The organism is Streptomyces sp. S07_1.15 (assembly GCF_020739505.1).
Classification (GTDB): Bacteria; Actinomycetota; Actinomycetes; order Streptomycetales; family Streptomycetaceae; genus Streptomyces; species Streptomyces xinghaiensis.
This window is the reverse complement of record NZ_JAJBZK010000001.1, coordinates 6,311,689-6,333,027: the sequence shown is the minus strand read 5'-3', so window position 1 is coordinate 6,333,027 and position 21,339 is coordinate 6,311,689. Positions and strand designations below refer to the sequence as shown.

General features: G+C 71.2%; 22 protein-coding genes. 3 read left to right on the top strand and 19 right to left on the bottom strand.

Going from position 1 to position 21,339, the window contains the following annotated elements; genetic code table 11:
- Positions 1-68 precede the first annotated feature (68 nt).
- From LIX60_RS27170 to arc, 15 genes are all read right to left on the bottom strand, one after another.
- Complete coding sequence (locus LIX60_RS27170; RefSeq protein WP_227961491.1) at positions 69-959, bottom strand: diacylglycerol kinase; 891 nt, start codon at positions 957-959, stop codon at positions 69-71.
- 99 nt (positions 960-1,058) lie between these two features.
- Positions 1,059-2,021: a twin-arginine translocase subunit TatC gene (tatC, locus tag LIX60_RS27165; protein WP_227961489.1), complete on the bottom strand. Its 963-nt coding sequence runs from the start codon at positions 2,019-2,021 to the stop codon at positions 1,059-1,061.
- Positions 2,022-2,083: 62 nt separating this feature from the next.
- Complete coding sequence (tatA, locus tag LIX60_RS27160; RefSeq protein ID WP_227961487.1) at positions 2,084-2,383, bottom strand: Sec-independent protein translocase subunit TatA; 300 nt, start codon at positions 2,381-2,383, stop codon at positions 2,084-2,086.
- 274 nt (positions 2,384-2,657) lie between these two features.
- Positions 2,658-2,861, bottom strand: coding sequence for a hypothetical protein (locus LIX60_RS27155; RefSeq protein WP_227961484.1), 204 nt, complete (start codon positions 2,859-2,861; stop codon positions 2,658-2,660).
- Positions 2,862-2,904: 43 nt separating this feature from the next.
- Positions 2,905-3,162, bottom strand: coding sequence for a hypothetical protein (locus tag LIX60_RS27150; RefSeq protein WP_227961482.1), 258 nt, complete (start codon positions 3,160-3,162; stop codon positions 2,905-2,907).
- A complete protein-coding gene (locus tag LIX60_RS27145; RefSeq protein WP_043463413.1) occupies positions 3,159-4,121 on the bottom strand; it encodes a YafY family protein in 963 nt (320 codons plus the stop codon). The genes LIX60_RS27150 and LIX60_RS27145 overlap by 4 nt, the downstream gene beginning before the upstream one ends.
- 36 nt (positions 4,122-4,157) lie before the next feature.
- Entirely contained in the window at positions 4,158-5,111 is a 954-nt protein-coding gene (locus LIX60_RS27140; RefSeq protein WP_043463410.1) for a YafY family protein, read from the bottom strand.
- A 126-nt stretch (positions 5,112-5,237) separates the two neighbouring features.
- A complete protein-coding gene (locus LIX60_RS27135; protein WP_019708851.1) occupies positions 5,238-5,612 on the bottom strand; it encodes an FKBP-type peptidyl-prolyl cis-trans isomerase in 375 nt (124 codons plus the stop codon).
- Positions 5,613-5,676: 64 nt separating this feature from the next.
- The gene (locus LIX60_RS27130; RefSeq protein WP_125624555.1) at positions 5,677-6,582 is read right to left on the bottom strand and encodes an FKBP-type peptidyl-prolyl cis-trans isomerase; all 906 of its coding nucleotides are present in this window, start codon (positions 6,580-6,582) and stop codon (positions 5,677-5,679) included.
- 123 nt (positions 6,583-6,705) lie between these two features.
- Positions 6,706-8,067 (bottom strand): Pup--protein ligase, encoded by a 1,362-nt coding sequence (gene pafA, locus LIX60_RS27125; RefSeq protein WP_019708853.1) that lies wholly within the window; start codon positions 8,065-8,067, stop codon positions 6,706-6,708.
- Between the two features lie 237 nt (positions 8,068-8,304).
- Complete coding sequence (gene prcA, locus LIX60_RS27120; RefSeq protein ID WP_043463404.1) at positions 8,305-9,069, bottom strand: proteasome subunit alpha; 765 nt, start codon at positions 9,067-9,069, stop codon at positions 8,305-8,307.
- 57 nt (positions 9,070-9,126) lie between these two features.
- Positions 9,127-9,972 carry a proteasome subunit beta gene (gene prcB, locus LIX60_RS27115; protein ID WP_019708855.1) on the bottom strand — a complete coding sequence of 282 codons (846 nt, stop codon included), beginning with the start codon at positions 9,970-9,972 and terminating at the stop codon, positions 9,127-9,129.
- A gap of 350 nt (positions 9,973-10,322) precedes the next feature.
- Entirely contained in the window at positions 10,323-10,541 is a 219-nt protein-coding gene (locus tag LIX60_RS27110) for a ubiquitin-like protein Pup (protein WP_019708856.1), read from the bottom strand.
- Positions 10,542-10,686: 145 nt separating this feature from the next.
- Entirely contained in the window at positions 10,687-12,198 is a 1,512-nt protein-coding gene (gene dop / locus LIX60_RS27105; RefSeq protein ID WP_374117926.1) for a depupylase/deamidase Dop, read from the bottom strand.
- Positions 12,199-12,413: 215 nt separating this feature from the next.
- Positions 12,414-14,180: a proteasome ATPase gene (gene arc, locus LIX60_RS27100; protein ID WP_019708858.1), complete on the bottom strand. Its 1,767-nt coding sequence runs from the start codon at positions 14,178-14,180 to the stop codon at positions 12,414-12,416.
- A 241-nt stretch (positions 14,181-14,421) separates the two neighbouring features.
- Between arc and LIX60_RS27095 the strand changes: the two genes are divergently transcribed.
- On the top strand, positions 14,422-14,745 hold the full coding sequence (locus LIX60_RS27095) for a ferredoxin (RefSeq protein ID WP_227961480.1): 324 nt from the start codon (positions 14,422-14,424) through the stop codon (positions 14,743-14,745).
- Between the two features lie 4 nt (positions 14,746-14,749).
- On the opposite strand, the gene LIX60_RS27090 is transcribed toward LIX60_RS27095, so the two are convergent.
- The 3 genes from LIX60_RS27090 to LIX60_RS27080 form a co-directional block, all read right to left on the bottom strand.
- Entirely contained in the window at positions 14,750-15,376 is a 627-nt protein-coding gene (locus LIX60_RS27090; protein ID WP_227961477.1) for a hypothetical protein, read from the bottom strand.
- A gap of 191 nt (positions 15,377-15,567) precedes the next feature.
- Complete coding sequence (locus tag LIX60_RS27085; protein ID WP_227961475.1) at positions 15,568-16,476, bottom strand: tRNA (adenine-N1)-methyltransferase; 909 nt, start codon at positions 16,474-16,476, stop codon at positions 15,568-15,570.
- Positions 16,477-16,567: 91 nt separating this feature from the next.
- The gene (locus tag LIX60_RS27080) at positions 16,568-17,803 is read right to left on the bottom strand and encodes a site-2 protease family protein (protein WP_227961473.1); all 1,236 of its coding nucleotides are present in this window, start codon (positions 17,801-17,803) and stop codon (positions 16,568-16,570) included.
- A 125-nt stretch (positions 17,804-17,928) separates the two neighbouring features.
- Between LIX60_RS27080 and LIX60_RS27075 the strand changes: the two genes are divergently transcribed.
- Both LIX60_RS27075 and LIX60_RS27070 read left to right on the top strand, forming a co-directional pair.
- Entirely contained in the window at positions 17,929-18,945 is a 1,017-nt protein-coding gene (locus LIX60_RS27075; RefSeq protein WP_227961471.1) for a PD-(D/E)XK nuclease family protein, read from the top strand.
- A 15-nt stretch (positions 18,946-18,960) separates the two neighbouring features.
- Positions 18,961-19,632 carry a response regulator transcription factor gene (locus LIX60_RS27070; RefSeq protein ID WP_019708863.1) on the top strand — a complete coding sequence of 224 codons (672 nt, stop codon included), beginning with the start codon at positions 18,961-18,963 and terminating at the stop codon, positions 19,630-19,632.
- Between the two features lie 88 nt (positions 19,633-19,720).
- Here LIX60_RS27070 and LIX60_RS27065 read toward each other — a convergent pair whose 3' ends face one another.
- Positions 19,721-21,304 carry an ABC transporter substrate-binding protein gene (locus LIX60_RS27065; RefSeq protein ID WP_374117925.1) on the bottom strand — a complete coding sequence of 528 codons (1,584 nt, stop codon included), beginning with the start codon at positions 21,302-21,304 and terminating at the stop codon, positions 19,721-19,723.
- Positions 21,305-21,339 lie beyond the last annotated feature (35 nt).

Below are 21,339 nucleotides of genomic sequence, written 5' to 3'. Positions count from 1 at the left end.
CCTACCGGCCGCCTCGGACATCCCAGCGATCTTTTGCGGGAGCCCGGGCCGGAGCCGGGCCCGCCCGCTCAGGGGACGAGCAGCCGCACCGCCTCCGGCACGGTGGCGGCGGTCAGCGGCAGCGGACCGAGCGGTTCCCCGTCGGCGTAGCCGGTGACCCCGGGCGCCTCCAGGGTGACGCTCCGGGCGCGCAGGGCGGTCACGGCCGGGTGGGAGAGATGGCTGCCCCGGTAGACGCGGGGGAAGACCCGCAGCAGCGTGGTGCGGGTGCAGGGGCCGACGACCGTGATGTCGAAGAGCCCGTCGTCGGTCCGGGCCCCGGGGCAGATCCGCATGCCGCCGCCGTAGGAGGGGGCGTTGCCGACCGCGACGAGGGTCGCCTCGATCTCCCGTGCGGGCCCGTCGTCGAGGCTGATCCGGTACGGGACGGTGCGCAGCGCGGCCAGTTCGGCGAGGAGCGCCAGGTCGTAGCGGAAGCGCCCGACGGGGCCGCGGAGCCGGTTGCCCCGGTCGTTGACGCGGGAGTCGAAGCCGGAGGCGAGCACGGTGCCGAACCAGCGGTCCCCGGCCCGGCCGAGGTCCGTGGGGCGCCCGCCGTGCTCCTTGAGCGCGGTGGCGGCCACCACGGCGGCGGCGGCCGGCTGCCGGACCGGCAGGCCGTGGGCGCGGGCGTAGTCGTTCCCGGAGCCGGCGGCGACGACGCCCAGCGGCACGTCGGTTCCGGCGACGGCCCGCAGGGCGAGGGAGACCATGCCGTCCCCGCCGACGGCGATCAGGGCGCCGGTGCCGGCGGCGACGGCCGCGCGGGCGCGGTCCAGCGCATCGGCGGCGTCGGTGCCGAGCACGGTCCGTACGGAGAAGCCGGCGTCCCGCAGGGCGGACGCCGCGGGGCGGGCGGCGCGCGCACCGCGGCCGCGCCCCGCGGCGGGGTTGACGAACAGGGTGATCTCGCTGGTCACGCCGGGACTGTATCCGGTCGGCCGCACCGCCGTAACCGCTGGTACGGAAGCAGTTCCTTCCGAGGGCCGGGCCGCCGCTCCGGGGCCCCGCGAAGGGTGCTACGTGGCGTCGTCGTAGCCGTTCACCCGGGGGCTGTTCTCCTCCCGGGCCTGCTGCGGCAGCGCGGCCCGGCCGGAGCCGACCGGCTCGATCTCGTCGATGGCCTCGGGGGTCAGATCGAGCTGGGAGGCCTCGTCGTCGCTCAGCTCCGCGTCCGGGTTCCTGCGGCGGCGCCGGCGGTCGTTGGCGAGCGCGATGCCGACCGCCAGGAAGTACAGCAGGACGATCGGTGCGGCGAGCGCCAGCATGGTCAGCGGGTCGCCGGTGGGGGTGGCGAACGCGGCGAAGACCGTGATGCTCATGACCATCCACCGCCACCAGCCGGCCATGCGGCGGCCCGAGATGACTCCGCCGAAGTTCAGCATGACCAGCAGCAGGGGCAGCTCGAAGGCGAGTCCGAAGACGACCACGAGCCGGGTGACGATGTCGAGGTAGTCGTCCAGGCGGACGAGGTTGCTGAGTCCCAGGCCGTCCGGGGTCAGCCCGATGAGGGCCGCGGCGCTGGTGGGAAGGATCAGATACGCGAAGTAGCCGCCCCCGACGAACAGCGGGAGGCCCACGCCCGCGAACATGAGGGCGTACTTCTGTTCGTTCTTGTGGAGGCCCGGCGCGAGGAACGCCCACAACTGATAGAGCCAGACCGGGCATGCCGCCACCACACCGGTCATGAGCCCCACCTTGATCATGATGGTGAACGGGCCCAGGAGACCGTCGACCGTCAGCTGGGCGCAGTTGTCGCCCTTCTCGGCGAGATCGGTGAAACTCGCCGTACAGCCCACGGATTCCCGGATCGGGGCCGTCAGCCAGTCGGCGATCTCCTCGTAGAACCAGAACGCGGCCACGGTGACCACGAGGATCGCCAGCACGGCTTTGAGCAGCCGGTCGCGGAGCTCACGCAGATGCTCCGCGAGCGGCATCCGCCCCTCTGGGTCCTTCTCCCGCTTGCGGGAAGACTTCAGCAACCCCACGTTCCTCATCTTGTGTGGCAGCCGTGGCCGCCGGGAGTGGCTCTACGACGACGGTGTCAGCTCTGCTGGGAGGCGTGGCCCGGCTCGGACACCGGACGGGAGCTGCTCACATCACCGGGGGCGGCCTGGATGGTGCGCGGCGCGGGAGGAGCCGTCTGCCCGGACTCGGGGGCGGCGGGCTCCTGCCCGCCGGCCGGGGTCTCGCCGTCCTTCTTCATCGCCTTGGCCTCGCTCTTGAGGATGCGGGCCGACTTGCCGAGCGAACGGGCCATGTCGGGGAGCTTCTTGGCGCCGAACAGCAGCAGGATGACAAGGATGATCAGTACGATCTCAAGAGGCTTCAGGTTGGCGAACATGTGCGTGTACCTACTCCCCGAGGCGGCGTCTGGTGGGGTCTTGCCGGGGGAATCGGGGACGCCCGACCTCCCGCGCACAGCATCGTAACGCGCAAGGGTGAACGGCGGGCAATCCCTCCGCGCACTCCCGGTTGCGGCCCCGCCTCTGCATAGAGACCGCACACGCCAGCGTACCTCCCCCGCCGCCCGGGGAAAGAGGGCCGGGAAACCGGGGGGGGACGAGCCTGCCGGCGCCGAGCCGCCGCGGCCGGGGACACGCCTGCCCGGACCGTGCTCAGCCGCCGTCGGGCGCGCCCGGCCGGGCGGCGAGCGGGGTCGCGGCGCGCTCCAGGTCCCCGGCCGCGCGTTCGATGCGCTGCGAGGCCTCCGCCACCTGCCGGGACAGCCGGCGCACCTCGGTGAAGACGCGGGCGGCCAGGACGCCGAGGACGGCGATCCCGCAGAAGGCGAGGGCGACGGCGGTCATGGGCCAGAACATGGAGGGGAGCCTAGCCGAGCGGGACCGTGCGGCGCCGGGCCGGTCAGACCGTGGAGTGCAGCCGCAGCGTGCGGACACCGCCACCGGTCAGCAGTGCCACGATCCGCTCCCCCGCCGGCTTGCGCACCGCCGCCCCGCAGTCGGGGCAGGTGAAGGAGTAGAAGGTCGTCCGGTCGCTGGCGCCGATGGCCAGCCGTATGGCCTCGGATGCCAGCTCGAACCGGCCCCGGCAGTCCGGGCACGCGGCCTTGTAGAGCACCGCGGTGGTCACCGTCTCCATCCCCGTCCTCCGTCTCGTCATCCGCCGTAGGCCGCCAGGGCCCGCCCCGCCGCCAGCCGGGCGCTCTCGGCGAGGTCGGCGGGCGAGACGATGCGGCCGTCACCGCCCAGCCGGAGCGCGAGCCGGCGCAGGCTCGCGGGGTCGGGGGTGCGCAGGGTGATCCGCAGCCCGCCGTCGTCGAGTTCCTCGGCGCTGTCGTGCGGGTAGTACTCGGCGACCCAGCGCCCGCCGGGGCCGACCTCGACGACGACCTCCGGGTCCTCGGCGGACGGCTGGACCAGCCCCTCGGAGAGGTCGCGGAGCTCGAGCTGCGGCGGGTCCGCGGGCTCGTCCAGCAGCCGGATCTCGGCGACCCGGTCGAGGCGGAAGGTGCGCCGGGCCTCGGAGGTCCGGCACCAGGCCTCCATATAGGTGTGGCCGACGGCGAACAGCCGGATCGGGTCGACCTCGCGTTCGGTGAGCTCGTCGCGGGCGGGCGAGTAGTAGCGCAGCCACAGCCGGCGCCGCTCGGAGATGGCGCGGTCGACATCGGCGAAGACCCCGCCCTCGGACTCGAAGGTGACCGACAGCCGGGAGCTGGCCCCCGCGGCCTCGCCGGCCGCCGCCTCCAGTTTGGCGGTGGCGCGCAGCAGGGCCTGCCGGTCGCTCTCCCGCAGACCGGGGAGGGTGGCGACGGCGCGGGCGGCCACCAGCAGGGCGGTGGCCTCGTCGGCGGCCAGCCGCAGCGGGGCGCCGGAGCTGCTGCCGGCGGCGTCCGGGTTGCGCCACCAGATGCGGTCGCCGTCGGTGTCGATGTCCAGCAGGTCGCCGCCGCGGAAGCTGGTGCCGCACATCGGCAGGACGTTGAGGTCGGCGATGAGCTCGTCCTCGGTGATGCCGAAGGCGCGGGCGACGTCGCTGACGCGGGCGCCGGGGCGTTCGCGCAGATAGGTCACCAGGGAGAGCATCCGGCGGGTCTGGTCAATCGCGTTGGTGGCCATCGGCGGTCTCGTCGTCCCTCGTTCTCTCGGCGTCTCTCAGCCCTTGGCCACGGCGCGCAGCCGTTCGACCACATCGGTCCGCAGCTCGGCCGGTTCCAGGACGACCACGTCGGGCCCGAACTCCACCAGCCAGGCGTCCAGTCCGTGCCCGTACGGGATCTCCAGCTCGTCCCAGCCCTCCCCCGCCTCCCGGACGGAGAGGGCCCGCGCCCGCAGCGGATAACCGGCGCCGGTCCGCAGCCGGATCCGGGCCGTACTGGTGGCGACCTCTCCGGCCCAGCGCTCCACCGTCTCGCGGACGGTGACGTGGTCCGGCACCGCGGCGGTGAAGGCACCGGCGCGCGACTTGACCCGGCCGGTGATCCGGGAGAGCCGGAAGACCCGCTCGGCGCCCCGGTCGCGGTCCCAGCCGGCGAGATACCAGTGGCCGCGGCAGCACTCCAGGGTCCAGGGCTCGACATGCCGGGTCCCGGGGCGCGCGGCGGTGGCCTTGCGGTAGTCGAAGACCACCGGGCGGCGGTCGCGGCAGGCCAGCATCAGCGGTTCGAAGGCCGGCTCCTGGGCCGGGATCCGCGGTTCCAGCGCGCTCTGGCCGGTGTAGGCGTCCTCGGCGAGCGGCATCCCGGCCGCGCGCAGCTTCTGCAGCGCTCCGCTGGCGGCGCCGGCCAGCCGGGCCTGCTGCCACACCTTGGCGGCCAGGCCCAGGGCGGCGGCCTCGGAGGCGTCGAGGGCGACGGGCGGCAGCCGGTTGCTGTCGCGGTGCGCGCGGTAGCCGATGTCGCCGTCGAAGCCCTCGACCGTCTCGATGACCAGGCCGAGCTCGCGCAGATCGTCCTTGTCCCGCTCGAACATACGGTTGAAGGCCTCGTCCGTGGCGGCCTCGATGTACGCCTCGATGGAGGCCCGGAGCTCGCGCTTGCTGAGCGGACGCCGGGTGCCCAGCAGGCACAGCGCCAGGTTCATCAGCCGCTCGGCCTTGGCAATGGCCATCGACGCCCTTTCTCGTTGTGCTCCCCGACCGATGACCGTACCGCTCCGGAGGTCACCGGCAAAAGCGAGGGCCCATGCCTTGACGGCACGGGCCCTCGGGGATACGGCCTGGCAGCGGCCGGTGTGTCAGACCGCCACGAGGTCGCAGACGAAGATCAGCGTCTCGCCCGGCTTGATGCGGCCGCCACCGGCGCCGCGGTCGCCGTACGCAAGGTGCGCCGGGATGGTCAGCTGGCGGCGGCCGCCGACCTTCATGCCCTGCACGCCCTGGTCCCAGCCGCTGATGACCTGGCCCACGCCGAGCTGAAACTGCAGCGGCGTGCCGCGGTTCCAGCTGGCGTCGAACTCCTCGCCGGTGCTGAAGGCGACGCCCACGTAATGGACGGAGACGGTGTCCCCGGCCTTGGCGACGGGGCCGTCACCCTCCCAGATGTCCTTGATCTCCAGGTCGGCCGGCGGCTCGCCGCCCGGGAAGTCGATCTCGGGCTTCTCGATGCTCACTGAAGTTGCTCCTAGAAAGAATTTCTGTCGGCGAAACCGTAACAGTCCGGCGGAGAGGCCGTGATCACGCGATGCCGAGGATGTCCACGACGAAGACCAGGTCGGACTTGATCTGCTTCTGCTGCTCCTTGGTCAGCTCGTCCTGCGGGACGACGAGCATGACCCTGCTCCCGGCCTTCTGGCCCTTGAGGCCCTCGCTCCAGCCGGGCATCTGGGCGATCGGGACGTCCTGCGGAGTGCCCTGGGCCCAGGTGTCGCCACCGGGCTTGCCGTCCTTCCACAGGGTCAGACCGTAGTGGACGTTCAGGGTGTCCTTCGCGCCCACCTCCTTGCCGGTGCCCTCGATGATCGTCTTGGTGACGACCTTCCCGGGGGCGTCCTTCCCCTTGGGGATGGTCACCTTCGGCGCCTTGTCGTCGGTCTCGGTGCCGACCTTCGGCAGCTCCGCGTCGGTCTGCGGGACTTCCTTGCCCTCGGGCCGGGTCGGCATGACCTTCTTGAGGTCCACCACGAAGACGAGGGTGGAGTTGGCGGGGATCTTCGCCTGCTCCTGCTTTCCGTACCCCTTGTCCGGCGGGATGACGAGCTCGACGCGGCTGCCGAGCTTCTGCCCGACCAGGCCCTCGTCCCAGCCCTTGATGACCTTGCCGGTGCCGATCTGGAAGGTGCTCGGCTCGCCGCGGTCGTAGCTGTTGTCGAAGACCTCGCCCTCCCACGTCTGCCCCAGGTAGTGGGCGTTCAGGGCCTCGCCCTTCTTCACCTCCGCCCCCTTGCCCTCCTTGAGGACCTTGACCTTCAGGCCCTTGGGCGGGTCGCCCTCACCCTTGGCGACCTTCGGCTTCTTGCCGTCCTCGCCGGAGACGGCGGGGACGGCACCGGACTTGCCGTTGGACTTCGGGTCGTCGTCGCCGCAGGCCGCGACGGAGACGAGCAGCAGGGGAACAGCCAGCAGGGCTGCGATTCGGCGCACTGTGAATTCCTTGGGGGGCTGCGGTGGGAACGGAACGGATGGTGCCACTCTAACCACGGGCGGCACACCGGCGGAGAGGTCCGGATGAGCCGGACCTCTCCGCCGCCGTGCCGCCGCCCGCCGTCACATCCCGGCGATCAGCTTCTCCACCCGGTCGTCCACGGAGCGGAACGGGTCCTTGCAGAGGACCGTGCGCTGCGCCTGGTCGTTGAGCTTGAGATGCACCCAGTCCACCGTGAAGTCACGGCGCTGCTCCTGGGCGCGGCGGATGAAGTCGCCGCGGAGCCGGGCCCGGGTGGTCTGCGGCGGCACCGACTTGCCCTCGAAGATCTTGAGGTCGTTGCAGACCCGGGCGGCCTGGCCGCGCCGCTCCAGCAGGTAGTAGAGCCCGCGGCGGCGGTGGATGTCGTGGTAGGCGAGATCTATCTGGGCGACCCGCGGGTGGGACATGGTGATGTTGTTCTTGGCCCGGTAGCGGTCCAGGAGCTTGTACTTCATCACCCAGTCGATCTCGGTGCCGACACGGTCGAGGTCCTCGTCCCGGATGGCCTCCAGGGTCCGGCCCCACAACTCCAGCACCCGTTCGACGGTGCCGGTGCGGATGCCCCGGCGCTCGCAGAAGTCGACGGCCTTCTCGTAGTACTCCTGCTGTATCTCCAGGGCGGACGCCTCCCGCCCGCTGGCGAGCCGCACCTTGCGGCGGCCGGTCATGTCGTGGCTGACCTCGCGGATCGCCCGGATCGGGTTCTCCAGGGTGAGGTCGCGCATGACGGTGCCCGCCTCGATCATGCGCAGCACGAGGTCGGTGGCGCCGACCTTGAGCAGCATGGTCGTCTCGGACATGTTGGAGTCGCCGACGATCACATGGAGCCGGCGGTAGCGCTCGGCGTCGGCGTGCGGCTCGTCGCGGGTGTTGATGATCGGCCGGGACCGGGTGGTCGCCGAGCTGACGCCCTCCCAGATGTGCTCGGCACGCTGGCTGACGCAGTAGACGGCGCCGCGCGGCGTCTGCAGCACCTTGCCGGCGCCGCAGATCATCTGCCGGGTGACGAGGAACGGGATGAGGATGTCCGCGAGCCGGGAGAACTCCCCGTGCCGGGCCACGAGGTAGTTCTCGTGGCAGCCGTAGGAGTTTCCCGCCGAATCGGTGTTGTTCTTGAAGAGATAGACGTCGCCCGCGATGCCCTCCTCGTGCAGGCGGCGCTCGGCGTCGACGAGCAGTCCCTCGAGAATGCGCTCGCCCGCCTTGTCGTGCGTGACCAGTTCGATCACGTTGTCGCACTCGGGTGTCGCGTATTCCGGGTGCGAACCCACGTCCAGGTAGAGGCGGGCACCGTTGCGCAGAAAGACATTGCTGCTCCGGCCCCAGGAAACGACACGGCGGAAGAGGTAGCGCGCCACTTCGTCAGGAGACAGCCGGCGCTGTCCCCTGAACGTGCACGTGACGCCGTACTCGTTCTCCAGCCCGAAAATGCGGCGGTCCATGCCTGAACATTACGCCTTGCGGCCCGCTCTGAAACCGGGTTCGGCGGCACCGTTCCGATCATTTTCCCGATCACTTTCCGCCATCGGCGCGTGATCGCTCCCCCACGCGAGCTGCGAGGACGCCGCGGGCGCCGGGCGGCACGGGGAATCCGCCCGCCCGGCGGGGCCGGACACGGCCGTGCCCCGGCGGAACCGGAAGGGGTCCGCCGGGGCACGGAGGGCGCCACGGGGCGCGGGTCACTCCCCGTCGTCGCCGGACTCCGGCTCGTCGGCGGCATCCGCGTCACCCGCGGACGCGCCGCCACCCGGCTCCAGGAGACGGGAGAGCCGGCGGCCCTCGACGCGGCGGAACTTCCGCTTCTGCGGGCGGGTGCGGTCGAGGACCGCGACCTCCAGCCGCTCGGCGGGGATCTCCCGCTCGCCGCCGTTGGTGTCCCGCGAGAGTGCCTGGACGGCCAGCTTGAGCGCCTCGGGGAGGGTCATGCCGTCCCGGTGCCGCTGGTCCAGGAAGGTGCTGATCTGCTCGGAATTGCCACCGACCGCGACGGAGCCGTGCTCGTCCACGATCGAGCCGTCGTGCGGCAGCCGGTAGATCTGGTCGCCCTCGGGGGTCTCCCCCACCTCGGCGACCACCAGCTCGACCTCGTACGGCTTCTCACCGGCGCTGGAGAAGATGGTGCCGAGGGTCTGGGCGTAGACGTTGGCGAGCCCGCGGGCCGTCACATCGGCCCGGTCGTAGGTGTATCCCCGCAGGTCGGCGTAGCGCACACCGCCGATGCGGAGGTTCTCGTACTCGTTGTACTTGCCCGCCGCCGCGAAGGCGATCCGGTCGTAGATCTCGCTGAACTTGTGCAGCGCGCGGGACGGATTCTCGCCGACGAACACGATGCCGTCGGTGTACTGCAGGACGACGAGGCTGCGGCCGCGCGCGATGCCCTTGCGGGCGTACTCGGCGCGGTCGGCCATGGCCTGCTGGGGTGAGACATAGAACGGTGTCGACACCGGCTATCCGTCCCTTTCTGTCCGTGTCGGTGACAAGTGCATTCCGGTCCTCCGGCCTCAGAGGAGCGCGGCCCGGGGGCCGTCCGGCTCCTCGAGCCGGCGCTCGTGGACCGCGCGCGAGATCTCGGAGGACTCGTCCTCCGGGAGCCGCCGGAAGCCCTCGTCGGTGATGACCGTGACAACGGGGTAGATGCGGCGGGCCATGTCCGGTCCGCCGGTCGCCGAGTCGTCGTCCGCGGCGTCGTAGAGAGCCTGTACGACCAGAGTGAGGGCCTGGCGTTCGGTCAGGTCCTCACGGTAGAGCTTCTTGAGGGCGCCGCGGGCGAAGACGGAGCCCGAGCCGGTGGCGGCGTAGCCGCGCTCCTCGGAACGGCCGCCCGTGATGTCGTAGCTGAAGATCCGGCCCTTCTCGCGGTCGGTGTCCCAGCCGGCGAAGAGCGGGATGATGGCCAGGCCCTGCAGGGCCATGCCGAGGTTGCCGCGGATCATCGTGGAGAGCCGGTTGGCCTTGCCCTCCAGGGAGAGCTGCGTGCCCTCGACCTTCTCGAAGTGCTCCAGCTCCAGCTGGAAGAGCTTGACCATCTCGACCGCGAGCCCGGCCGTGCCCGCGATGCCGACGGCGCTGTACTCGTCGGCGGGGAAGACCTTCTCGATGTCGCGCTGGGCGATGATGTTGCCCATCGTGGCCCGCCGGTCACCGGCGAGCACCACGCCGCCGGGGAACGACGCCGCGACGATCGTCGTGCCGTGCGGGGCCTCGATCGCGCCCTGCACCGGCGGCAGCGGCCGGCGGCCGGGGAGCAGCTCCGGCTCGTGCTCGGCGAGAAAGTCCATGAAGGAGGAGGACCCCGGGGTCAGGAAGGCAGCCGGCAGACGCCCGGGCTTGCGAGGGTTGGCTTCCACACGTTTCCTTCCACAGATGCGGCGGCCCGGCACATCGCCTCGGGCCGGTCCCTGAACTTCCCTGCACCGGGCGTCGTTCGGTGAGAACCCGGCACGTCCCGGACCTTACCCGTCTCCCGGCCGTGATCCACATGTTCCGCGGGAGAAGCGGATCCCGGTGAGCGGCGTCCGGTGCGGCGCCGCTCACCGGGAACGCCCGCGGCCGTCCGCCGCCGCGGACGGAGGCGCCCGCCGCAGCCCCAGGAGGCCCTCCGGCCCGCTGGGGCTGCGGGGCACGCGCCGTACGCCGCGGTGTGCCCGTGCGCACCGGAGGCGCCACGCGGCGTGGCGCCTCCGGTGCCGGGTGCGGCCTACTCGCCGCCCTTCTGCACGAAGCTGCGCACGAAGTCCTCGGCGTTCTCCTCCAGGACGTCGTCGATCTCGTCCAGGACGGAGTCCACGTCGTCGGACAGCTTCTCCTGGCGCTCCTTGAGATCCTCCGAGGCCTCCGCCTCCTGCGTGGTCTCCTCGGTCTCCTGTGTGGAACGCGTGGCCTTCTGCTGGCCGCCGCCGGTGTCCTTCGTCGCCATATCCCTCACCCCGCTCGGTTCGACCCAGCTTGATCGGACGGTCAAGATCAGACCCTACAAGGCGGGTCCGACATCGGCTCTCTGCTGTCCGGCGCTTCTCCTGAGAGCCGGGTGTCATACCCATGGTTCCCTGGCCGGGGCCGTTTCAGCCGCCGGAGAGCACCCGGACCAGATCTTCCGCGGTGCGGCAGCGGTCCAGGAGTTCCTTGACGTGGTCCCGGGTGCCCCGCAGGGGCTCCAGGGTGGGTACCCGCTGAAGCGAGTCCCGACCCGGCAGATCGAAAATCACCGAATCCCAGGAGGCCGCGGCCACGTCGTCCGCGTACTGCTCCAGGCAGCGGCCCCGGAAGTAGGCCCGGGTGTCCTCGGGCGGCTGGGCCACGGCCCGCTCGACCTCGTTCTCGTCCAGCAGCCGCTTCATCCTGCCGCGGGCGGCCAGCCGGTTGTACAGGCCCTTGTCGGGCCGTACGTCGGCGTACTGCAGATCGACGAGGTGGAGCCGGGGGGCGTCCCAGTCCAGGCTGTCCCGGCGCCGGTAGCCCTCCAGCAGCTCCCGCTTGGCCACCCAGTCCAGCTCCCCGGCCAGGCTCATCGGATCGCGCTCCAGACGGTTCAGGACGTCCTCCCAGCGGGTGAGCACGTCCCGGGTCTGCTCGTCCGCGTCGGAGCCGTAGCGGTCCTCCACGTACTTGCTCGCCAGTTCGTAGTACTCCATCTGGAGCTGGACTGCGGTGAGCGTCCGGCCGCTGCGGAGGGTGATCGCCTTGCGCAGCGAGGTGTCGTGGGAGACCTGGTGGAGCGTGCGGACGGGCTGGTCGACGGCGAGGTCCACGGCGATGAAGCCGTCCTCGATCATGGACAGCACCAGGGAGGTGGTGCCGAGCTTGAGATAGGTGGAGAGCTCGGAGAGGTTGGCGTCCCCGATGATCACATGGAGCCGGCGGTAGCGCTCGGCGTCCGCGTGCGGCTCGTCGCGGGTGTTGATGATCGGCCGTTTGAGGGTCGTCTCCAGTCCGACCTCGACCTCGAAGTAGTCCGCGCGCTGGCTCAGCTGGAAGCCGTGCTCGTGGCCGTCCTGCCCGATGCCGACCCGGCCGGCGCCGGTGACGACCTGCCGGGAGACGAAGAAGGGCGTCAGGTGCCGCACGATGTCCGAGAACGGGGTCTCCCGCTTCATCAGGTAGTTCTCGTGCGTGCCGTAGGAGGCGCCCTTGTTGTCGGTGTTGTTCTTGTAGAGGTGGATCGGCTGGGCCCCGGGGAGCTGCGCCGCGCGCTCGGCGGCGGCCGCCATGATCCGCTCCCCCGCCTTGTCCCAGAGCACGGCGTCGCGCGGGTTGGTGATCTCCGGGGAGCTGTACTCCGGGTGCGCGTGGTCCACGTAGAGCCGGGCGCCGTTGGTCAGGATGACGTTGGCCAGGCCGATGTCCTCGTCGGTCAGCTGGCTGGAGTCCGCCGTCTCGCGGGCGAGGTCGAAGCCGCGGGCGTCCCGCAGCGGGTTCTCCTCCTCGAAGTCCCAGCGGGCGCGGCGCGCCCGGTGCATCGCCGCCGCGTAGGCGTTGACGATCTGGGACGAGGTGAGCATGGCATTGGCGTTCGGGTGCCCCGGAACGGAGATCCCGTACTCCGTCTCGATGCCCATTACTCGCCGTACGGTCATGCGGCCCTCCTTGCCCGGCACCGCCCCCGGACGGGGTCGGCGCTCAAGTACCGCTGCCTCTCCGATGCGCGTGCGGTGCCCGTCCCCGCACCGCGCGGCTCGGCGGTACCGAAAGCCTAGAACGCCGTGAGGGTGGTGGGGAGATCATTTCATTCATTGCCGGAACGCACTCGGCTGCGGATGCCCGCCGGGGGCATCCGCAGCCGGGGCGTGGTTTACAGGTACTGACCGGTGTTCGCGACGGTGTCGATGGAACGGCCGGTGTCGGCGCCCTGCTTTCCGGTGACGAGGGTGCGGATGAAGACGATCCGCTCGCCCTTCTTTCCGGAGATGCGGGCCCAGTCGTCGGGGTTGGTGGTGTTGGGGAGGTCCTCGTTCTCCTTGAACTCGTCGACGCAGGCGGCGAGCAGGTGGGAGACCCGGAGGCCCTTCTGGTTGTGGTCGAGGAAGGCTTTGATCGCCATCTTCTTGGCCCGGTCCACGATGTTCTGGATCATGGCGCCGGAGTTGAAGTCCTTGAAGTACAGGACCTCCTTGTCACCGTTGGCGTAGGTGACCTCCAGGAAGCGGTTCTCCTCGGACTCCGCGTACATCTGCTCGACGACGGACTGGATCATGCCGTCGACGGCCGCGGCCGGGGAGCCGCCGTGCTCGGCGACGTCGTCCGAGTGGAGCGGGAGCGACGGCTTGAGGTACTTCCGGAAGATGTCCTTCGCGGCCTCCGCGTCCGGGCGCTCGATCTTGATCTTCACATCGAGGCGGCCGGGGCGCAGGATCGCGGGGTCGATCATGTCCTCGCGGTTGGAGGCGCCGATGACGATGACGTTCTCCAGGCCCTCCACACCGTCGATCTCGGCGAGCAGCTGGGGGACGATGGTGTTCTCCACGTCCGAGCTGACGCCGGAGCCCCGGGTGCGGAAGAGGGATTCCATCTCGTCGAAGAAGACGATGACGGGGGTGCCCTCGCTCGCCTTCTCCCGGGCCCGCTGGAAGACCAGGCGGATGTGCCGCTCGGTCTCGCCGACGTACTTGTTGAGGAGCTCGGGGCCCTTGATATTGAGGAAGTAGCTCTTGCCGGCGGGCCGGCCGGTGACCTCGGCGACCTTCTTGGCAAGGGAGTTGGCCACGGCCTTGGCGATGAGCGTCTTGCCGCAGCCGGGCGGGCCGTAGAGCAGGACGCCCTTGGGCGGCCGCAGCTCGTGCTCCTTGAAGAGGTCCGGGTGGAGGTACGGAAGCTCGACCGCGTCCCGGATCAGCTCGATCTGGTTGCCCAGGCCGCCGATCCGGTCGTAGTCGATGTCCGGGACCTCTTCGAGGACGAGCTCCTCGACCTCGCTCTTGGGCACGACCTCGTAGACGTAGCCGGAGCGGGGTTCGAGCAGCAGCGCGTCACCGGCGCGGATGGTGATGCCCATCAGCGGCTCGGCGAGCCGGACCACCCGCTCCTCGTCGGTGTGGCCGATCACCAGCGCGCGTTCGCCGTCCTCGAGGATCTCCTTGAGGGTGACGATGTCCCCGGCGCGCTCGAACTCCATGGCCTCGACCACGTTGAGCGCCTCGTTGAGCATGACCTCCTGGCCGCGCTGGAGCTCGTCGAGTTCGATGCTCGGGCTGACGTTGACCCGGAGTTTCCTGCCTCCGGTGAAGATGTCGGCCGTGCCGTCCTCGTTCGCGTGCAGGAAGACCCCGAAGCCGGCCGGCGGCTGGGCAAGCCGGTCGACCTCCTCCTTGAGGGCCACGATCTGGTCGCGGGCCTCACGGAGCGTGCCCGCGAGCCGCTCGTTCTGGGCGGACACCCCGGCCAGATTGGTCTGCAACTCGACGATCCGCTCTTCGAGAATCCTCGTGTGGCGCGGAGAGTCGGCGAGCTTGCGGCGCAGGACGGCGATCTCCTGCTCGAGATAGGCAACCTGGCCGGCGGGGTCCTCGGACCCTCGCCCCGGCCGGAAGCCGCGGTTGATGTCGTCGTCGTGGGCTGCCACGGTCCTCACCTCCTCCAAGGGGAGCTGGACGCTTCCTGACCCTACCTGGGCCGGTGCAGGTTGAAACCCCTAGATCACAAAGACGGTAGGGGTGTGTCCGATCTTCACCCTTGCGTACTCCCTCACGCCAGGGAATACCCACCCAACAGCATCCGGAAGCGGCCGGTTGTATCGTCGGGACGGTCAACACCCGTCAGAGCTGGCTTCAATTGATTCACCGACGCAGGGAACGGCAGACAAGATGAGCGTGCAGGAAGAGACGGCCGCCGAGTCCGCGGCGGACACGGCTCAGCCGGAGCTGGAGGTCTGGATCGACCAGGATCTGTGCACCGGCGACGGCATCTGCGCCCAGTACGCACCCGAAGTCTTCGAACTCGACATCGACGGGCTCGCGTATGTGAAGGACGCCGGCGACGAGCTGCTCACGGAGGCCGGTGCCACCACGCGCGTGCCGCTGCCGCTCCTCCGCGAAGTGGTCGATTCCGCCAAGGAATGTCCCGGCGACTGTATTCACGTACGGCGGATTTCGGACAAGGTTGAGTTGTACGGTCCTGACGCTGAGTGACCGTTCACACACGTCCGGGAACGGGCAGGGCGGTCAGCCGGAACGTCCCGTCGCGCCAGTGCCAGGCGACCTTCCGCTCCAGATCCGGACAGCAGCGGGGGACGTCGGGGGCGGAGTAGCCGAGCAGGGTCGCGGAGATCTTTCCGCCGCCGACCGCGAAGTCGGTGATGTTCATCTTCTCCGCCGGGTCCACGAGGGTCTCCAGCACCCGGGGAGCCCCGCCGCGGGAGCCGGACCCGAGGACGTACACACCGTGCGGAGGCGTGCCCATGCCGGCGGCGCAGCGGACGACCGCGGCGGTCTCCGGGCGGCCGTCGCCGTCGAGGTCGGCGGAGCCCTCGTCGACCACCTCGGTCTCCCCGCCGCCGCACTCCAGGGGGTAGTCGGCGGCCTTCGCGTCGGGGGCGGCCGCGGGCTCGCCGGCGGCGGGCTCACCCGCCGCCTGCCGGGCGGCGGCCGGCGGGGTGGCGGTGGCGTCCGGCGGCTGGACGAGGGCGGCGGCTCCCAGGACGGCGGCCAGGGCCGTGGCCGTGGTGAGCCAGTGCACCGGCCGGGTGCGGGTGTGCGGAAGCTCCGCGGTGGGCTGCGAGGACGGGGGCGCTGACGGCTGAGGGCATGCCGGGGCCTGCACGCGCTTGTGTCTCCTGGAATCCGGAGCGGATGGGGATGGCCTGCATCGTGCCATATCTCACACCGGCCGGGAACGGCGGGGCCACAGCACGCCGTTAAGCGTGGCCAAAGGTTTACCCAAAACTCCGCCGCCCGGTCTTCCCGGTGGGAAGCGGGCGGCGGAGGGGTCTCGTCGGGGCGGGGGGTGGGGCGTCAGCCGCGGCCGGCGCCGCCACTGGAGGAGCCCGGGCCGGTGTAGTCCTCGCCGTACGCGCCCTTGGCGGGGCGGCGGCGGCGCAGCGGGGGCTCCACGCCGTCCGCGAGGCGGCGGGCGGTGAGCAGGAAGCCGGTGTGGCCGATCATGCGGTGGTCGGGGCGGACCGCGAGGCCCTCCACGTGCCAGGTGCGGACCATGGTCTCCCAGGCGGTCGGCTCGTTGAAGGTGCCGTGCTCGCGGATCGCCTCGACGGTGCGGGCGAGCTGGGTGGTGGTGGCCACGTAACCGCAGAGGATGCCGCCGGGGACCAGGGCCTTGGAGACGGCGTCCAGGCACTCCCAGGGAGCGAGCATGTCGAGGATGACCCGGTCGACCTCGGTGTCGGAGAGGTTGTCCTGGAGGTCGCCGACCGTGAGCTGCCAGGCCGGATGCTCGCCGCCGAAGTAGCGGCGGACGTTCTCGGCGGCGATCTCGGCGAAGTCCGCGCGGCGCTCGTAGGAATGCAGCATGCCCTGGTCGCCGATGGCGCGCAGCAGGAAAGTGCTGAGGGAGCCGGAGCCGACCCCGGCCTCGACGACGCGGGCGCCGGGGAAGATGTCGGCCATCGCCAGGATCTGCCCCGCGTCCTTGGGGTAGACCACGGCGGCTCCGCGGGGCATGGACAGGACGTAGTCGGGGAGCAGCGGGCGCAGCGCGAGGTACGCGACGTTCCCGGTGGTACGGACAACACTGCCCTCGGGAGCGCCGATCAGCTCGTCGTGCGGGAAGGCACCCTTGTGGGTGTGGAAGCTCTTCCCGGCTTCGAGCGTGAACGTGTAGTGGCGTCCCTTGGGGTCGGTGAGCTGGACCTGGTCCCCGACCTTGAAGGGCCCGCGGCGGCGGGCGGCACCGGTCGGTTCGGACATGTGACCAGCCTACCGGTCGGCGCGGGGCCGTTCTGCCACGGCGGTGCGGCGGGCGGCGGGCCCGCGCCGGCGGCCACGGGGCCCGGGCGGGTCAGGGGTTGCGGGCCATCGCCGAGACGAAGGCGCGTTCGACGTCGGCGGTGGAGAGGACGCCGTAGACCTCGCCGGTCTCCTCGACGACCAGGTACTCGGTGGCGGGCGTGGCCCGCAGGGTCTCCAGGAGGTCCTCCCCGGCGAGGTCCGCCGAGACCCGCAGGCCGGGCTTGAGGTCCTGGGCGAGGCCGCCGACGGCGATCCAGGGGCGGCGGTGCTCGGGCACCCCGGCGATCGCGGCCTCCCGGACGAGGGCCGTGGGCTCGCCCTGGCCGTCGACCACCACGAGGGCCCGGGCCCCCGCCTCGTTCGCGCGGCGCAGCGCCTCGGAGAGCGGGGTGTCGGCCGTGACGGGGACCGCGCGCCGGGTGAGGTTGCGGGCCCGGAGCTCGGGGAGGCGCTCCCGGAGCCGTGCCATGCGCAGGCTGTTGCCGGCGCCGGTCCAGATGATCGCCGCGAGGATGGCCGCGAGCAGCGCGTCGGTGATGGTGTCGACCCCGCCGATGTCCTCCGGGGGGTTGCCGAGGCTGCCGGAGTGGGTGAGCAGCGGCAGGCCGACCAGGACGGCGACCGCGAGGGCCCGGCCGGTCCAGGCGGCGGCGACGGTGCCGGTCATCGGCCTGCCGGTGACCCGCCAGACGACGGCGCGGAGCATCCGGCCGCCGTCCAGGGGGAGTCCGGGCAGCAGATTGAAGACGGCGACGATCAGATTGGAGATCATCAGGCCGGCCAGCAGTACGCCGGGGACGGTGCCGGGCTCGACGGCGTACATGCCGAGATAGAAGACCCCGGCGAGGGCGAGGGAGAGCAGCGGGCCGACGAAGGCGAGCACGAACTCCCGCCCCGGGGTCTCGGACTCCTTCTCGATCTCCGACACCCCGCCGAAGAACTGCAGCTGGATGCGGCGGACCGGCAGCTTGTAGTGGAGCGCGACGACGGTGTGCGCCAGCTCGTGGACGAGCACGGAGCCGTAGAAGGCGACCGCGAAGAAGAGCGAGACGAGGTAGCGGAGGCTGCCGAGTTCGGGCAGCACCCGTTCGAGCTGCTCGCCGAAGACCCAGGTGATCAGGGCGGCCACCAGGAACCAGCTGGGGGCGACGTAGACGGGCACCCCGAACGGGCGGCCCATGAGGATGCCGCCCCCCGTTCCGCGCGGCCGCTTCGGCTCGCCGCCGCCGCCCGCCGCTCCCCCGCCGCCGGACTGCGGCTTCCCGCTCTCGCCGCTCTCGTCCACGGTGTCCCTTCGTCGCTCGTTCCCCCGCGCCGCGGTCGTCCGGTCCCGCGAACGGGCGGCCCGAGGAGGTCTGCCGTCGATGGTATGCGGACCGGTGTCGGTCCCGGGCCGTAGGGTCGTACGCCATGGACACCAGCACCGAGCACGCCGGCGCCGGACGGGGCGGCCGGAGGACCGGCCGCGGGCGCGGCGCGGCGGCCGCGCCGCCTGCGTCGCTGTCGCCGTCGCGCGCCGCCGACTTCATGACCTGCCCGCTGCTCTACCGCTTCCGGGTGATCGACAGACTGCCCGAGAAGCCCAGCGAGGCGGCCGCCCGCGGGACGCTGGTCCACGCGGTGCTGGAGCGGCTGTTCGACGCCCCGGCGGCGGAGCGGACGGCGCCGCGGGCCCGGGCGCTGGTGCCCGGCGAGTGGGAGCGGCTCCTGACGGCGCGGCCGGAGCTGGCCGGGCTGTTCCGGGAGGACGGCGAGGCGGAGGGCGGCGGCGCGGAGGACGGCGGCGCGGAGGACGCTCCCGGCGGCGAGGGGGACGGCGGGTCTCCGGACCCCGCGCGGCTGGCCGGGTGGCTCGCCGAGGCGGAGCGGCTGGTGGAGCGGTGGTTCACGCTGGAGGACCCGGCCCGGCTGGAACCGGCGGAGCGGGAGCTGTTCGTGGAGACCACGCTGGACTCCGGCCTCCGGCTGCGCGGCATCATCGACCGGGTGGACGTCGCGCCGAGCGGTGAGGTGCGGATCGTCGACTACAAGACCGGGAAGGCCCCGCGCCCGGAGTACGCTGCCGGGCCGCTGTTCCAGATGAAGTTCTACGCGCTGGTCCTCTGGCGGCTGAGGGGCACGGTGCCGCGCCGGCTGCAGCTGGTCTACCTCGGCAGCGGGGACGTCCTGACGTACGACCCGGCCGAGGAGGACCTGCGGGCCACCGAGCGGAAGCTGCTGGCCCTGTGGGACGCCATCCGCCGGGCCACGGACTCCGGGGACTGGCGGCCCCGGCGGAACCGGCTGTGCGACTGGTGCGATCACCGGGCGGTGTGCCCGGAGTTCGGCGGTACGCCCCCGCCCTACCCGCTGCTGCCCGTGGCGGTCCCGTCCGGGGAACCGGGCGGCCCGCGGGTACCGGGCCAGGGCAGAATGGGCGGCGTCTAACGAAGGAGTCCTGCTGTGGCCATCCGTGTCCTCCTGGTCGACGACCAGCCGCTGTTGCGCACCGGTTTCCGGATGATCCTGGAGGCGGAACAGGACATCGCCGTGGTCGGCGAGGCCGGTGACGGGCTGCAGGCCCTGGACCAGGTCCGGGCCCTGCAGCCCGATGTGGTGCTGATGGACATCCGGATGCCCCGGATGGACGGGGTCGAGGCCACCCGGCAGATCACCGGCCCGGGGCGGGACGGGCCGGCGAAGGTGCTGGTTCTGACCACGTTCGACCTCGACGAGTACGTGGTCGAGGCGCTCCGCGCCGGGGCGAGCGGCTTCCTCCTCAAGGACGCCCCCGCCCAGGAGCTGGTGCAGGCGATCCGCGTGGTCGCCTCGGGCGAGGCCATGCTGGCGCCGAGCATCACCCGCCGGCTGCTCGACAAATACGCGGCGAAGCTGCCCTCGGGCGAGGAGCCGGTGCCCGACACGCTGCACACCCTGACCGACCGCGAGGTCGAGGTGCTGAAGCTGGTCGCGAAGGGGCTCTCCAACGCGGAGATCGCGGCCGACCTGTTCGTCAGCGAGACCACGGTCAAGACCCATGTGGGGCATGTGCTGACAAAGCTCGGCCTGCGGGACCGGGTGCAGGCGGCGGTCTACGCCTACGAGAGCGGACTGGTGCGGCCCGGCGCCGGGTGAGCGGCTCGCGCGGAGACGGAGGGGGGCCGGCCCGGGTCCGGGCCGGCCCCTCCCGCGTCGGGCCGGGTGGTGCGGCGGGGCGCCGCGGTCAGTCCTGGATCTTGCTGATCTCCCAGAAGCGGAAGACGGTCGAGGCGTCCAGCGACCATTCCAGGCCGGCGATGTCCCGGTGCGCCACGGCGTACTGCTTGCCCTGCCAGAGCGGCAGCACCGGCAGTTCCTCGGCGACGATGTCCTGCAGCTCGCCGAAGTTCGCGGCGGTCGCGGCCCGGTTGGCCTCCGCGGCGGTGCTCGGGATGAGCTGCTTCACGATGCGCTTGGACTCGTAGTTGTTGGAGAGGACGTTGCCCTCGCCGAAGAACGGCGCGGTGAAGTTGTCCGGGTCCGGGTAGTCGGGCACCCAGCCCTTGACGTAGATGCCGTAGTCGCCGTTCTTGATGCCCTCTTCGTACTCGTCCAGTTCGACGCTCTTCACATCGGCGTCGAACAGCCCGCTGGCGTTGAGCTGCTGGGCGAGCTTCTGGAATCCGGGGACGGTGCCGGGGCCGTAGCGGGTGGGGGTGGCCCAGAGTGTGACCTTGAGCCGGCCGGTGATGCCCTCCCCGCGGAGCGCCTCCTCGGCCTTGTCCCGCTGCGGACGGTCGCCGTAGACGTCGAAGAAGGCCGTGTTGTGGCTGGTGATGCCCGCCGGGACGATCGAGTACAGCGGCTTGGCGGTGTACTTGTAGACGTCGCGGACCAGGGCGCTGCGGTCGACGAGATAGGCGATGGCCTTGCGCACGCCCTCCTTGCCGATGACCGGGTCGTCGACGTTGAAGACCAGGTGCTGGACCTCGGCGCTGGTGCCCTCGATGACCTCCAGGCCGTTCTTCTCGTCGGTCGTGGCGGTCTCCAGCTCGTTGATGTCCTTGATGGAGAGACCGCGGTAGGCGAGGTCGACCTCGCCCTTCTGCAGGGCGCTCTTCAGGGCGGCCTGGTCGCCGTTGAAGAGCTTCATCGTCATGCCGGAGTTCTTGACCTTGGCGGGGCCCTTGTAGTCCGGGTTGACGGAGAACTTCGCCTCGCTCTCGGCCGTGTAGGAGTCGAGCTTGTAGACGCCCGAGCCGATGGCCTTGCCGTCGGTGCGGAGCTTGTCCATCTCGTACTCGCGGTGGTCCACGATCGAGCCGGCGCCCGAGGCGATCTTCATGGGGAAGGTGGCGTCGGGGAACTTGAGCTTGAAGACGACGGTCTTCTCGTCCGGGGTCTCGACCTTGTCGATCGACGTCAGCATGACGGCCGGGCCGTTCTCGTCGTTGATCTTCAGCGTCCGGCGGAAGGAGAACGCCACGTCCTCGGAGGTCAGGCTGTTGCCGTTGCTGAACGTGAGCCCGTCCTTGAGCTCGCAGCGGTAGACCTTGCTGGCTCCGTCGTCGAAGCCGCAGCGCTCGGCCGCCTCCGGCTGCGGTGTCGTACCGCCCCGGGGGAAGCTCATCAGGGACTGGAAGACGTTGTTGAACAGCAGCCAGGAGCCGGGGTCGTAGCCGGAGGCCGGGTCGGTCGCCGCGATCTCGTCCGTCATTCCCATGACGATCGGCTCACCCGTGCCGGCCGAGTCGGCGTCCCCCCCGCCGCAACCGGCCAGCAGTCCCATCGCGATGGGGACCGCGAGCAGGTGATGACGTATCCTCACGCGCACATTCCTCACACTCTTCTCGATCGGCACCG

What these genes read in the sequence shown, in the direction of transcription:
- tatA (WP_227961487.1), bottom strand. Translation starts at nt 2,383, where the DNA reads ATGTTCGCCAACCTGAAGCCTCTTGAGATCGTACTGATCATCCTTGTC.
- LIX60_RS27155 (WP_227961484.1), bottom strand. Translation starts at nt 2,861, where the DNA reads ATGTTCTGGCCCATGACCGCCGTCGCCCTCGCCTTCTGCGGGATCGCC.
- LIX60_RS27150 (WP_227961482.1), bottom strand. Translation starts at nt 3,162, where the DNA reads ATGACGAGACGGAGGACGGGGATGGAGACGGTGACCACCGCGGTGCTC.
- LIX60_RS27145 (WP_043463413.1), bottom strand. Translation starts at nt 4,121, where the DNA reads ATGGCCACCAACGCGATTGACCAGACCCGCCGGATGCTCTCCCTGGTG.
- LIX60_RS27140 (WP_043463410.1), bottom strand. Translation starts at nt 5,111, where the DNA reads ATGGCCATTGCCAAGGCCGAGCGGCTGATGAACCTGGCGCTGTGCCTG.
- pafA (WP_019708853.1), bottom strand. Translation starts at nt 8,067, where the DNA reads ATGGACCGCCGCATTTTCGGGCTGGAGAACGAGTACGGCGTCACGTGC.
- LIX60_RS27110 (WP_019708856.1), bottom strand. Translation starts at nt 10,541, where the DNA reads ATGGCGACGAAGGACACCGGCGGCGGCCAGCAGAAGGCCACGCGTTCC.
- dop (WP_374117926.1), bottom strand. Translation starts at nt 12,198, where the DNA reads ATGACCGTACGGCGAGTAATGGGCATCGAGACGGAGTACGGGATCTCC.
- LIX60_RS27095 (WP_227961480.1), top strand. Translation starts at nt 14,422, where the DNA reads ATGAGCGTGCAGGAAGAGACGGCCGCCGAGTCCGCGGCGGACACGGCT.
- LIX60_RS27085 (WP_227961475.1), bottom strand. Translation starts at nt 16,476, where the DNA reads ATGTCCGAACCGACCGGTGCCGCCCGCCGCCGCGGGCCCTTCAAGGTC.
- LIX60_RS27075 (WP_227961471.1), top strand. Translation starts at nt 17,929, where the DNA reads ATGGACACCAGCACCGAGCACGCCGGCGCCGGACGGGGCGGCCGGAGG.